At 39.7% G+C, this 13,166-nt stretch carries 16 protein-coding genes; 3 read left to right on the top strand and 13 right to left on the bottom strand.

What is annotated here, in order from left to right:
• Positions 1-257: 257 nt before the first annotated feature.
• Complete coding sequence (locus BM294_RS06570; RefSeq protein ID WP_091205909.1) at positions 258-1,280, top strand: LacI family DNA-binding transcriptional regulator; 1,023 nt, start codon at positions 258-260, stop codon at positions 1,278-1,280.
• Positions 1,281-1,456: 176 nt separating this feature from the next.
• Here the strand turns inward: BM294_RS06570 and BM294_RS06565 are convergent, their stop codons facing one another.
• The 10 genes from BM294_RS06565 to BM294_RS06520 all read right to left on the bottom strand — a co-directional run bounded on the left by BM294_RS06565 (position 1,457) and on the right by BM294_RS06520 (position 9,352).
• Positions 1,457-1,786, bottom strand: a complete 330-nt coding sequence (locus BM294_RS06565) for an alpha-L-rhamnosidase-related protein (RefSeq protein WP_330389824.1) — start codon at positions 1,784-1,786, stop codon at positions 1,457-1,459.
• Positions 1,787-1,805: 19 nt separating this feature from the next.
• On the bottom strand, positions 1,806-2,237 hold the full coding sequence (locus BM294_RS06560; RefSeq protein ID WP_091205906.1) for an MFS transporter: 432 nt from the start codon (positions 2,235-2,237) through the stop codon (positions 1,806-1,808).
• Positions 2,238-2,395: 158 nt separating this feature from the next.
• Entirely contained in the window at positions 2,396-3,394 is a 999-nt protein-coding gene (locus tag BM294_RS06555) for a helix-turn-helix transcriptional regulator (protein ID WP_091205905.1), read from the bottom strand.
• A 130-nt stretch (positions 3,395-3,524) separates the two neighbouring features.
• Positions 3,525-4,271 carry a hypothetical protein gene (locus BM294_RS06550; RefSeq protein WP_091205903.1) on the bottom strand — a complete coding sequence of 249 codons (747 nt, stop codon included), beginning with the start codon at positions 4,269-4,271 and terminating at the stop codon, positions 3,525-3,527.
• An 84-nt stretch (positions 4,272-4,355) separates the two neighbouring features.
• On the bottom strand, positions 4,356-5,828 hold the full coding sequence (locus tag BM294_RS06545; RefSeq protein ID WP_091205901.1) for a sensor histidine kinase: 1,473 nt from the start codon (positions 5,826-5,828) through the stop codon (positions 4,356-4,358).
• Positions 5,821-6,543, bottom strand: coding sequence for a LytR/AlgR family response regulator transcription factor (locus BM294_RS06540; protein WP_091205898.1), 723 nt, complete (start codon positions 6,541-6,543; stop codon positions 5,821-5,823). The genes BM294_RS06545 and BM294_RS06540 overlap by 8 nt, the downstream gene beginning before the upstream one ends.
• Positions 6,544-6,717: 174 nt before the next feature.
• Positions 6,718-7,371, bottom strand: a complete 654-nt coding sequence (locus BM294_RS06535) for a hypothetical protein (RefSeq protein WP_139225858.1) — start codon at positions 7,369-7,371, stop codon at positions 6,718-6,720.
• 289 nt (positions 7,372-7,660) lie between these two features.
• A complete protein-coding gene (locus BM294_RS06530; protein ID WP_044996485.1) occupies positions 7,661-7,894 on the bottom strand; it encodes a hypothetical protein in 234 nt (77 codons plus the stop codon).
• Positions 7,895-8,002: 108 nt separating this feature from the next.
• Positions 8,003-8,980 (bottom strand): AAA family ATPase, encoded by a 978-nt coding sequence (locus tag BM294_RS06525; protein ID WP_091205892.1) that lies wholly within the window; start codon positions 8,978-8,980, stop codon positions 8,003-8,005.
• A 135-nt stretch (positions 8,981-9,115) separates the two neighbouring features.
• A complete protein-coding gene (locus BM294_RS06520) occupies positions 9,116-9,352 on the bottom strand; it encodes a hypothetical protein (RefSeq protein WP_091205890.1) in 237 nt (78 codons plus the stop codon).
• Positions 9,353-9,508: 156 nt separating this feature from the next.
• Between BM294_RS06520 and BM294_RS06515 the strand changes: the two genes are divergently transcribed.
• Both BM294_RS06515 and BM294_RS06510 read left to right on the top strand, forming a co-directional pair.
• Positions 9,509-10,039, top strand: a complete 531-nt coding sequence (locus BM294_RS06515) for a helix-turn-helix domain-containing protein (RefSeq protein ID WP_049932680.1) — start codon at positions 9,509-9,511, stop codon at positions 10,037-10,039.
• A gap of 220 nt (positions 10,040-10,259) precedes the next feature.
• Positions 10,260-11,144: a tyrosine-type recombinase/integrase gene (locus tag BM294_RS06510; RefSeq protein WP_242944447.1), complete on the top strand. Its 885-nt coding sequence runs from the start codon at positions 10,260-10,262 to the stop codon at positions 11,142-11,144.
• Between the two features lie 157 nt (positions 11,145-11,301).
• Here the strand turns inward: BM294_RS06510 and rpsI are convergent, their stop codons facing one another.
• From rpsI to BM294_RS06495, 3 genes are all read right to left on the bottom strand, one after another.
• A complete protein-coding gene (gene rpsI, locus BM294_RS06505) occupies positions 11,302-11,694 on the bottom strand; it encodes a 30S ribosomal protein S9 (protein ID WP_091205887.1) in 393 nt (130 codons plus the stop codon).
• A gap of 14 nt (positions 11,695-11,708) precedes the next feature.
• Positions 11,709-12,137: a 50S ribosomal protein L13 gene (rplM, locus tag BM294_RS06500; RefSeq protein WP_091205885.1), complete on the bottom strand. Its 429-nt coding sequence runs from the start codon at positions 12,135-12,137 to the stop codon at positions 11,709-11,711.
• A 364-nt stretch (positions 12,138-12,501) separates the two neighbouring features.
• Positions 12,502-13,158: an HAD family hydrolase gene (locus BM294_RS06495; RefSeq protein ID WP_091205882.1), complete on the bottom strand. Its 657-nt coding sequence runs from the start codon at positions 13,156-13,158 to the stop codon at positions 12,502-12,504.
• Positions 13,159-13,166 lie beyond the last annotated feature (8 nt).

The following is a 13,166-nucleotide window of genomic DNA, read 5'->3' as shown; positions in this document are numbered from 1 at the left end:
TTCCGATCAAATGATATGTAACGTTACATATCGTATTTGTTTTGTTACATTGGAATTCTAATGTTTCATTTGTATATTATCAATAATTAATTTGCATATATTATCGATTTCGTTATTTATTACAATTTAATATTTACATTTTATGCAGTATAACTATGTAACGTTACATATTATATGTTATGATATAAACGAATCAGTCAGGTTTATTTGAAACACAAATATTCATCTTTAAATCAATTTATTTCGGGATTATATAAATGAGTAAAAAGAAATCTATATCCGTAAAATACATATCAGAAAAGTGCGGCGTATCAACAGCAACTATTTCGAGAGTTCTGAACGGAGATTCCAGAGTATCCTCAGTAACAAGAGAGAAAGTTTTGGAGGCCTTCAGAAAATACAACTACAAACTGCCCGAGAAAAACTCATCCTCTGCCAGAAAAAAAATCGGCGTCATAACAACCGTAAGCAATCAGGACTACTTCGCAAGCCTTCTGCATGAAATAATCGATCATATGGCCGATTTTGACTATAGTGTCATTTCTTACAGTATGGGAAGAGGCCGTTTCAGTCTAAGAGACGCCCTTATGACACTTTATGATTCCAATGTTTCCGGCATCATAATCATTAGCGGCGATTACATTTCCGTGAAAGATATGCTGAAGCCATCCATTCCTCATGTATGGATAGACTGTAATGATGCTCCGCCGGCAACAAATGACATATGCACAGTTCAAAGTGATCAGTATGTTTCAGGTTGTCTCGCGGCAAGAGCTCTTATAAGTCAAAACTGCAAGCACCCCATCATGATCATGGGTACCAGAAACAGTATAAGGAAAGAAGAACGAAAAAAAGGCTTCTTTGATGAGTTTTTAAAGGCCGGTATAGTACTTACCGATAAGAACATTATTGAAATAGAAACAAGTAAGGACGGTTTCACCGATAGCAGAGAGGCAATCAGGTATCATATTGCGAAGGGCACTGAGTTTGACAGTGTATTTGCCATAAGTGATTGGCGCGCGCTTGGTGCCTACACCGGTGCCATAAGTATGGGAAAGCGCATTCCAGAAGATATATGTATCATAGGCTTTGATGGTATTTCACTTGCCTGCAAGAGCGTTAATATCACAAGCGTCCAGCAAAATACCCGGAGGCTCGCACAGTGTTCCTGTGAACAGCTCATGCATCTTATAAATGGCGAGGAAGTTCCGGAAAAACACATTATGATTCCAACAGATATCCTTCCGGGGCAGACTTTGCTCCAGTCTAATCAGTTATAACCTAAACTCAAATATCTATTCAGAGAAACGCTGATTAAAGCTTTTTTCCGGCCGAATCTTCGATGTGTAGCATCTATTTCCTTTGAAAAGCCGTGCCCCCGGCTCCAGAGGCTCCAAGTATGCACCGGTTAATCAGTGTTTCATTGGTTCAATAGCTGCTTTGCGTATATTGTTTTTCAGGTTAGTACTATATTTTTTGCATAATGATTCAGGCTGTTCATTCCTGATTCATCAAAACTTCCATCCGGTTTTACAGAATTCCATCTCTCCCATATTGTGGTTGCCCCTAATTTTACAGAATATAGCCAGGAAGGAAAATCATCATTTAACAGAAGAACGCCGGCAAGATCATGGAATCCGTTATCGGATAAAGCATGACATATATACGGAGTACCTACAAAACCCGTGGTCAGATGATCCCCGTGCCTTTTAATGTTTTCTTTCAGCAAACGTGCGATCTTCTCTCTGTGCTCTTCCTTTGCAAGATCAAAATGTAGGGCAAGCACCAGTCCAGTCTGTGTTTCGCTAACCAGTCTTCCATGAATTGTACGCAGTGTTTACAACCGTACCGAAAACAGCATTAGCAAGATTGTACATAACAAAGATGTAAATGTACTTAACCATGTCGCTTGCACCCGAGGGTACAAAAAATATCCCTATAACCGAAAGAATATATGGCACAGCGCCTCTCAAAAGCCACACCCTTGCCTTACCTTCTTTAGAATGTGTGCGGTCAACAACACACCCCATAAATATATCGGTTACACCATCAAATACTCTTGAAATCAGCATAATTGTTGCAATCATGCCCGCATTTATATGGAGTATATCTTTATAGTAGTACATCATGTACATACTGATGATAGCCAAGACGATACAGTTACCGATATTTCCACATGTATAGCTTAGTCTTTCGGGAACGCTGATTTTCGCATCAACAGACAAATCCCTTTTCATTAAACTCTTCTCCTCCAAGTAATAGTACAAAACAATCCACCTTTCTCCCTTAACTACAGGTCTGTTTTATTGTCCCGGAACTTGATAGGACTAATATAAAAGATTATCAAAGGAGAAAAAATGTATTATATTGCGCTATTGGTACACAATGTTGCAGCTTAAGGATTAACGATGTTCCTTTCTGTACTCTTTGGGGGTCTTTTCGAACCTTTTTTGAAAAGGTGGTAAAAGTAATTTGAGTTTTCTATACCTACTATACAGCCAATTTTGTTAACAGGTATATCTGTAGTTTCAAGAATCTCTTTTGCCTTTTTGATACGATAAGTCTTCGTTGAGACCTGATTGGCAACTATAACTCCTCCGCCGGTATCAGTAGCAAGGGCAGTTCCTGATTCGTCACCTGTAACTATAGCCGTCACATCGGAAGGATGCTCCTCAAAGACGCCCTCCATCTTATCATCGTCATTTCGCTGCATCGTAGCGATATCTCCGGGTCTCTCCGTGGCCACAAGAGTATCAAGGTCAACATTGATGACACCTTCATCACTTACGATGTTTGTTCCGTCAGTATTGATATAAATCTGACCTCCACAGGAAGCATACGGTCCATGACCGCCTGAGCAACAGGAGAAAATGTTTCCGCCATTTATATCGATAACTCCGTTAGCCGCAGCGTAAATGGAGTTAACTCTGCCAAGTATCTCGGGCTGATTCAGGATCAGTCTCGCGGCACCAAAAAGATACCTGTTAGTTGTCGCAGTCTTATTGTCGCCTCCATCTACGTGTATAGATGATCCAAGTCCAAAGAAATTGCCGGCTTCGCTTGGTCCCTTGCTTGAAGTATTATCCACAGACACAAAGTTATCGAGCGTAACATCTCCACCATCCTGAACAAATATGGAAGCTGTGTTAATACTTTCGTTTTCTACTATACTTTCCTTTACTTCAGAAATATTGATTTCCTTATACAAATAGGTACAATACAGTGTAACTAGGCCCTGAGCAGGACCGGAATCCACATTTTCACAATAGTTATACACCCTTATGTAATCATAGTCCTCACCATAAACGAGGCCCTTTGATTTATAAACACCATTGATAACTTCTGCCTTTGAATAGTATTCAGGCTCGTCAGTTTTCTGCGATGAGTAGACCATCTTGTATAACTTTCCGTTTGAGGAATTGAGGGATGAATACTATGGCTACTATTAGAAAAAAATAGATGTATACTTGAATGGAGTCGGTACCGTTTTACCGACTCCATTTACATTTTATAAAGTAATATTTTTACATCAAGGTATTCATCATCATTATAGCTTGTTCTTCCGGTGTGGGTTCACGGTCAGGAAGGGATGCCATCTTCTGTTTTGCCTCCGAAAGAAGTGCTTTCACCTTTTCCACTTCTCTTTCGTCGCAGGCATTTTCTTCAAGTCCTGCTTCCACCTCCTGAAGATCCTGTTCCAGCAAGGCGATGATTGCCTGCATGTCACCTCTGGTAGCAGCTGCTGCAATCTGTCTCCTTCGCTTTTGTTCGTTGACAGCCACAGATTTACTGGTGGATTCCGTTGTGACTTCTCCATCATCGTCAATTTTTATCTTCATGCTTTGGAAACCTACTTCTCCCTGTTTTTCTTCTAGAGCTTCATCTGCTGCCTTTAAATTTTCGAAAAGAGACTGGCGTTTGCCCGGATCCGTGAGACAATCTCTCAGGTATTTTGATGAGATTTCCGCCATGCCCTGTTTTACAATGTTGAAGTTCTCATAAAGGTATTTTGAAAGATCATCAACTGTATCAAATGACAGATTGGATTTTGTATCCTCCACTGCCTGTTTTTCCTTTAAGGCTGTCCTACCCTGTTCGGAAATCTCCAGGGTATCTTTTTGGTTTAGCAACACTTCAACTACTGACTCTCCGGCTCTGTCTCCCATCTCTGTGTCTCGTCTGATTCCGGAGTTCTTTCCTCGTTTTATTATCTTTGGATTTACATTATTGCCGACATATTTTCCATATGTATCATTAATCTCTACTGCCATTTCAAACCTCCTTCATCTAATCTTTACTTCGGAGGTCAGAAACCAGATATAATGCAATTGCAGTGAACACCACTATTCTTGCAGTCAATTCCTTGTGCACTTATTATTCATCATAACTGTCAAACAAAACATCTGTCTTTCTCCTTTATTATAAATCTCAATGTCTACATCCCCCATATATTTTCTTGCGCATTTTTGAATATTCGACATCCCAATCCCATGCAAATGCTTATCCGTTTTACTCGTCACAGGAAGCCTGGTGTCCTTGTCAAAAGTTACCTGCCCGTCAAATACATTTTCAATCTCAATAAAATACAAGGTTCCTTTCATATAGGACTTAAGAGTGATTTCTCTTGCACCTTCCACCTTTCGACAAGCTTCAAAGGCATTGTCTAAAGCATTATCCAAAATGACAGCAATATCATAAATATCTATGTATCCGTAGCCCGACGCAACAAAATCTTCCTCTATGCGCCCGGACCCTGGTGCAACAAACTCCGACTCAAAGGAAATCCCACTCCTCTTCGCTTCCTGCATCCGTTGATAAATAATGATGTCCGTGATGGGATTCCCGCTCTTTGATGAAAAATCCAGTTTATTTACTGCATTCTCCAACCCGCAGAGGTATCCGTCTATCTCCGACCTATCATTTCCGGTGTTCTTAACATACTGCATGATATTGTTCAGGTGATTCCTCATATCATGCTTCAGTCCCCGCAGGTCAGAATATATATTTTCAACATCTTCGATTTCCCTGTGAAGCTGCTCCATCTGTTTTTCAAGGATGGCCTGCTTTCGTCTCTCTTCATTACGTTCAATAAGATATTGAAACAGCATCATGGCGGCAATGATGGAGCCAAGGAGCAATACGCAAATGACTATGATCCATATGAGAACCTCCGGAACCTTGTCATAAATCAGCAGGGATAATCTTTCGTTGATTTTCAATATGATCACACGCAAAGTCATGGACACCCCAAGGCCGGTAATGCAGGGGAGTATCAAAAATATGCTTTCCCCTGGGCTTGGCTCGTAGCCTTTGTGGATATATTTTCCACTGAGGACTTTGAGATATGTAAACATTAGCCCCACATATATGGCTACGGATGCTAAGCTTTGAGCGAAAAGATAGATATTGAGAAACATATCTGCTTTTTCCACGGTTAGGTTTTCGGGTTCAAGAACGAGGCTTTCAAACATGCCCCAAGTTGCTTGGGAGATTAGGTAATAGCCGACACTTCCGATGTTTCTGATCAACTCTTTTCCGGCGGTAAAGCTTATGGCGGCGAATGTCTGCCTTTTGAAATCCCGTTCAAAAAACAAAAGCTCAAGAAGGTACAGCAATGTAAGGTCCAACAATGTACGAAATGCAACGGTTTGCGTGTCCATCACTTTATATAGTACAGCTTCCACTGAAAGGTAAATGGTTGTCCAGAGAATGTGTATTAGCTTTATGGAGTGTTTCGGTTTTAGAAACGCAGCTACGTATATCCCACTGAAAATTGCATCTGATACATATATCGGCAGTGTCAATGTAATAGTCAAAAGGTCAAACATTCACGATACCTCCGTTTTTGGCGTAGTGAAGAAACGCTTTGACGAAATCCGTATACTTCTTTTCGGCAATGATAATGCTGTCGCCGTTTAGTACCCGAATGCTGTTCACGGAATAAGCCGCCACCTTTTCGAAATTCACAAGATAGCACCTATGGCACCTAAAGAAAGTATCCCCCAATTCATTTTCAAGATCGCACATTCTGGCATAGGTTTCTGCGAGTCCACTGTCTGTATGGAAAACCACCTTCCTGTCATTGCTTTCGATATACTGAATCTCGGAAAACAGGATTTTTTTCCTATTATCCCCGTCTTTAATGATCACATATTTATTTCTTTGTTCGTCAGAAGACCGAACCTCTTTAAGCGCCCGTTGAAACACATCTGAAAACTTGCTTTCCTTAATCGGCTTCACAAGATAATGAAAAGCATTTACATCAAAAGCTTCTTCCATATACTCTCTGTAGGCGGTCACAAATATGAGTATGCTTCGCTTCCCGGTCTCTCCCTGCTCCTCACGAATGCGCCTTGCAAGCTCCATCCCGGATATTTCTCCCATTTCGATATCAAGGAAATATATATCGAAAAAATCTGTGCAAGAAAGAAGATCCTCACTTCCCTTAAAGCAACTGATATTTGCATCTTTACATTGCTTCTTTATCAGATCTGTCAATTGGCTATTAATATTAATATCATCATCGCATAAAGCTATATTCATTTCCGGATTCCTTTCATCATTGAATGAACTATTATTATATAGCCATAATATGTTCTACTTTTCATTATAATGTAGCGAACGACGTCGTTTTTGCAGTGAAATAGTAATCTCTGTCTTATTAAAAAAACGGAAGCGTGCCACGCTCCCGTCAATAACGATAAAGATTGATATTATTCAGTCTCTATTCATCCCCTTATTCTTTACCGGAACCGGTCTGATCCGACTCTCTTCCGCAACTTGCTTCTTATAGTTTGCCAGCTGTCCAAGAACACTTTTTCTAACATTTCCCTCTATTTCCGGACGCTTATGTCTATCCCACCAGTCTCTGAACTTTTTCCAGGCTTCTGATACTATTTTCCCAAGCATCGTTTTAGGTTCCTTTAAGAAAGCATATCTCATAAATCCCTTCTGTGCCTCAGTTTCAACAAGCTTGTTAATGGTTTCTTCTGCCTTAACATCAAATTCTTCAAGTTTTTCCTCATTTACCTGGACCTTTGTTTCTATTTCCTCAAGTTCCTCCAGATGCCGAACCTGTTCTTCAAGTATCGGAACCATCTTTCTCTGCAGATCCATCGACTTGTCATGCCAAAATTCTTCATCTCCCAGCTGAATTATTATCTCCGCTGCCACATCGTTCTTCCCACTTTCCGACACATATTTTAGGTAATCCTGTATCTTACGGTCTGATCTTTTACCCTCATTGTACTTAACCAATGCTTCATCAAATTCTTCATGATACTTTTTCTTCACATCCTCAAGGATATTATCACTTCCCCTTATTACAACGATATTATCTTTGCAATAATCTTCGCTTTTAAATTGTCTCATATTATGTTTACTAGCAGTACTAACCTTTTTTATAGTGTTCAATGCATGCTTTTTATTTGACAGATGTAACGAATACGATATCATCCAAACTCCTTTCCATCTTGATTCATATGCATATAGAATGGCTCTATCCGCCTCGCAGAGCCCCCGGATAATGATACGTAGTGTCATTATCCATAGAGGGTTATCGATTATGTTCGCGGAGTTCCGCTCCGCATAATCGATAAGCATTTTTGCCGGATTATCAACAAGCGTGTTTCACACGCTCGTACTATCTCTGTAAGCAGAATCACCATCTGTAATCCTGATGCATCCCGATCATATCCAAATACTCCTTGCGAGATTTCTCCCTTTCTGCTTCCGTTGGTGCCGTTTTCGACTTACTGTAAGTATCATGTCTTTCCATGCTATGCAGTTTGTCTTTTAATCCCTTTCTGATATCTTCATCAAATCTTTCTATCCCAAATAAATGATATTTCAGAATCATCAGAAACAGTTCTCTTGAAATAAGTACATTCTTCATTTCATATCCTTTCCTTCAAGTCCGCAACAATGCAGAGTATTTACAACTTTGCAACCTTGCACTGTTTAAGTCCGCAATCCCTTACAACCTGCATTGTTGCATTCTTCCTTAATGTCTATAGTTATCCAAATTCCAATACCAGACGTTATTTTGCTTACTGGCTTTTATATCAAGTTCCTTTTTTGCATTTTCCATAGTTCTCTTTGATATGCCTTCTTCTTTGGCATGTTCCATTATTTCACTACTCGGAACCAAACTTCGTGTTTCAGCCATTTTTCTTAATATCTCTTTCGCCTTCTCCTGCTTATTCGCCCTTGTCATAACTCCCCCAAGCACTTCATCCGCTGTTATTTCGTAATCACCAATCCAGGTGAAACCTTCCTCTGATAGTTCAAATGCTTTTGAATTGCCAAATGCTGCCAGATTATTCTTTATTTGAACCATTGCTCTCAAGTTAGGTTCCCCTTCAATTCTTCCAACAAGAAGTACACTTCGTGCTACAGCGTAGAAGTCTATTGATCCCATTCCCCGGTAAGCCGCTTTATTTCCGGATGCCTTATTCATATGACCGATAAGGACAATTGCGCATTTATATTTTTCAGCTAAAGCTCCGAGTCGTTTAGTCATATCTCTGGCCTCATTGGCCCGGTTCATATCCATTCCACCACCAAGATATGCCTGTATCGGATCCAATATCAGTAGCTTTGCTTTTGTCTGTATCAACGCTTCTTCTATTCTCGAATCCGCCATGGAAAGCGATTTATCACTCTCATCTATTACACTTATACGTGTACAATCTGCCCCTGCCGACTCCAAACGGGGTTTTACCGTGTCTGCAAGTCCATCCTCAGCAGTCTGATATATGATATTGATCGGATCACCGCCGATCATATGATCATCAAAGGTTTCACCCTTTGAGAGTTTAGCTGCAATATTCAAAACCATCGTTGTCTTACCATCTCCAGGATCTCCCTGAATTATGGTCAGCTTTCCGAATGGTATAAACGGATACCACAGCCATGAAACTTCTTCTGCTTCAATGGATGACATTTGAATCAGTTTCAATTCAGTCTTTAATTCTTCCATTTTTACCCTCCTTACATTCTTTATCTGTTGTGTAAAGCCGGAGGTCTTGTTATACTCTTAATGAATTTGATAAAGGCTCCGGCTTTTACTTGTAGACTTATCTGGTGCGAACAGGTAAGTCTATTTTTTTTGCCATTAAACTGCTTCCGGACAAAAGTATCCGATTTCTTCCCATACCCTTTTATCAGGACAGTAATAACTGTATTCGGTGGAATTTTCCGATTTAAAGGCAACCCCAAATTTCAGATATCCTTTCTGAATCCCAACCCTTACAAATTGCCTGTCCTTATGCATTGCATCTGCAATCTCCGCAATGGATACGTTTCTTCCTGTAAAATGTGGAATCTCCTGATAGTTTTGTGCTTCTGTCATATATTTCTCCCTTTTTTGATTTACGAACTATTTGTTCGCATTTTGATGATATGCCCTTTTGTTTCATATATCAGCACGTTTACGACGTTTTGATTCGTATAACGTCTTTGCAATTCGCACAGCTTCATGTTACAATTCAGTTACGAGGTGAATATCATGAAAGAAAAAACAGATTTAGGAATAAAAATAAGAGACGCAAGAAAAGCTGCAGGCATGAATCAGACTGAACTTGCTGACAGACTTGGCAAGACAATGCGCACTGTTCAAAAATATGAAAGCGGAGAAATAGAGCCATCTTTCGCTATGCTCAATGAAATCGCTAAAGTTTTGAATGTTTCTCCATCACATCTTATCGGATATCAGAAACAGGAAATACATCTCGAAACATTATCCGATGTGCTTTATGTAATTAACGAACTAAATAAGAAAGCTGGTATACATTTCGATGTTACTGTTAAGAAACCTGATAATGATGGGGAATGGAGTTGTACCCTTAAATTTGACGGAAACAACAAAGATGCGGAATTAAACCAGGATCTTTGCCTGTTTCTTGAGAGATATTCTGATGAAATAGAAAATCTTGATAACACAGCACATTCTAAGGCGCAATTCGATCACTGGTTTGAGACTGAGCTCTCATATTATTCAAACATCACGTTAAAAGATAAAAGCGTTGATGAAGGTTAAGTCCTTTTATCATAAATATCCTGGGTAAATAAAACATAGGAGGTTTGAAAATTTGAAATCACCAAACGGATATGGAAGTGTTTTTAAAATGTCTGGTAAACGAAGAAAACCCTACATGGTATGAATTACCGATGGATGGGAATTTGATCCTGTAAAGGAAAAGCAGGTACAAAAGTACATTATTGTGGGCTATGCCAGCACACGTGCTGAAGGTCAGCAAATGTTGGCGGATTATCACCAGAACCCATTTGATACTAAACTTGCAAAGCTGACTTTTCAGGATGTATATGAATATTGGTCCAAAAGTAAATTCCCCACGATATCCAAGTCCAATATTCATGGCTATGAAGCGTCCTATAACGTATGCGGAACGCTATACAAAAAGCCTTTTAGGGACATAAAGCTTGCCGACCTGCAATATGTGATAGATTCTTGCAACAAGAATTTTCCTACACTAAAGAAAATAAAAACCTTGTTCAATCAGCTTTACAAATATGCCATGCAGAATGACATATGCATCAAGGATTACTCAACTTATGTGGATGTCCTAAAACACAGTGACAAAAATCCGGACAAACGTGATCACAATAAGTTTACAAGAAGTGAAGTGGATAAACTTTGGACTATGAAGGATGACCCATTCATCCAAATTGTTTTAATGCTTATCTATAACGCTTGCAGAATAACGGAATTTCTGGATCTAAAGAAAGAGAATGTGAATCTTGAAGAACAGTACTTCGATGTAGTTGCCAGCAAAACCAAAAGCGGCATAAGAAGAGTTCCGATAGCAGACAAAGTATTGCCCTTCTACAAGTCCTGGTACGAAAGTTCCGATTGTGAATACCTTCTTCATACACCGGATAACGAACACTTTGCTTACTGGAACTACCACACAACATATTGGAATGCCTTAATGGAAAATATTGGCTTAGATCATAATCCACACGATACCAGACATACCTGCATCTCTATGTTAGCAGAAGCACATGTGGATCCGACTATGATAAAAAGCATAGTTGGTCATTCCGGAGCCATGTCTCTCACCGAAAAGGTGTACACACACCTTGATGTAAAAGCCCTATTGGAAGCGATAAATCAGATTTGAAGCAAATACGAATTTTGCTTCTTACCTGCTTATTACTTGCTTATTACCGTCTAAAATTTCTTGATTTTCATACCATCCCACAGCGTTTCTGAGTAAAGAAAAACCCCAGAAACACGAGATTTCTGAGGTTTGTGAATTCTTTTCGATTCTCCAAAGATTATCTCTTTGAGAACTGAGGAGCACGACGTGCGGACTTGAGACCGTACTTCTTTCTCTCCTTCATTCTTGGGTCTCTTGTAAGAAGTCCAGCCTTCTTAAGAGTTGGTCTGTACTCAAGATCCATCTCGCAAAGAGCTCTTGAGATACCGTGACGGATAGCACCAGCCTGACCTGTAGTACCACCACCGCGCACGTTTACAAGAATATCAAGCTTGCCAACGTTCTGTGTAAGAACGAGTGGCTGATTAACGATAAGCTTCAGTGTATCAAGACCGAAGTACTCGTCAAGGCTTCTCTTGTTGATTGTGATCTTACCTGTACCAGGCATAATGTAAACTCTTGCAACAGAAGACTTTCTTCTACCTGTTCCATAATTTCTGTTTGTAGCCATTTTGATATCCTCCCTTAGAATGTAAGCTCAACAGGCTTCTGTGCCTGGTGCTTGTGATCTGCGCCAGCGTATACGAAAAGCTTCTTATACATCTGTCTGCCTAATGGTCCGTGAGGAAGCATACCCTTAACAGCATACTCGATAACCTTCTCAGGCTTCTTAGCCTTGAGATCACGAAGAGTTGTCTCACGCATTGAACCAACATATCTTGAATGTGTGCGATAAATCTTCTGATCAAGCTTCTTACCTGTAACAGCGATCTTCTCAGCATTAACGATGATTACGTAATCTCCGCAATCAAGGAATGGTGTGTAAGTTGGCTTGTTCTTTCCACGAAGAACCTTAGCAACTTCTGATGCAAGACGACCAAGTGTCTTACCCTCTGCGTCTACTACATACCACTTTCTGTCAATAGTAGAAGCTGTAGCTACGTATGATTTCATAACAACCTCCTGTTATAAGGCTACTTACTCTGGTCTCTGTCCAAAACAGAACTTCTGCCTGTTGTCCAAAATACTCCAAAACGGAAGACTTCAACAACCTTTGGAACAACTGTTAAACAGCTATTCAAACGCAAGTGGTCCACTCTGAGACTGATTTCAGTATTTAATGTAGCCCGGGCCCGTATCTATGACCCTGCTGTAAATAGTTACCTGTTTAATACAAACTACACTAGCCCTTTATATCAAACAGCGAAAGCTATTATATTTTGATTTCCCAGTCCTGTCAATACAGGAAATCATGATTTTATTATGAAAATGCCCTTATATATTCAAATAAAGGAAACTTTAACGAATAGATAAACGCTCATTTACCTTCTATAATATTTATTATATCTGATAGTTTCTCGGGTTCTTCATCCATGAGATTTCTCACACCATCCAACGGACTCATATCTTTAATGCCGAAAACTCTACATCCGGCCTCATATCCGGCTCTTATTCCATTAAGAGAATCCTCTACAACTATACATTCCTCCGGTTTCAGTCCCAACATATCAGCGCAATGAATGAATATATCCGGAGCAGGCTTGCCATTCTTTATCATATCTCCGGAGCAGATATAGTCAAACTTTTCAGTATAGCCGGTTTTGTCCATGTACATCATAACCCTGTTTTTTACAGAAGATGACCCTAACGCCACTTTGTACCCTTTTTCATGAATCCATTCAAACAACTCGTCTAGACCTTCCTTCTTTGGCACCGGATTCATCTCGAAGTACTCCAATATATATTTTTCTCTGATAGCACGTTCTTCAAGATAATCATAATCAGGATTACATTCTCGAAATAACACCCCTATATTTTCTAAAGATGCTCCTCTCATGCTGTCTATCATTTCATCCGTCATGGTGAAACCACGTTCTTTTGCAGCCACTTTCCAAAAATGATGATATACTCTTTCTGTATCAAACATAGTTCCGTCCATATCAAATATAAAGCCCTTTATATAATCGTACTTCATACTTCTGA

This window comes from Oribacterium sp. WCC10, assembly GCF_900113415.1.
Classification (GTDB): domain Bacteria; phylum Bacillota; class Clostridia; order Lachnospirales; family Lachnospiraceae; genus Oribacterium.
Note: the sequence above shows the minus strand (reverse complement) of the source record. Positions and strands in the feature narration are given on the sequence as shown.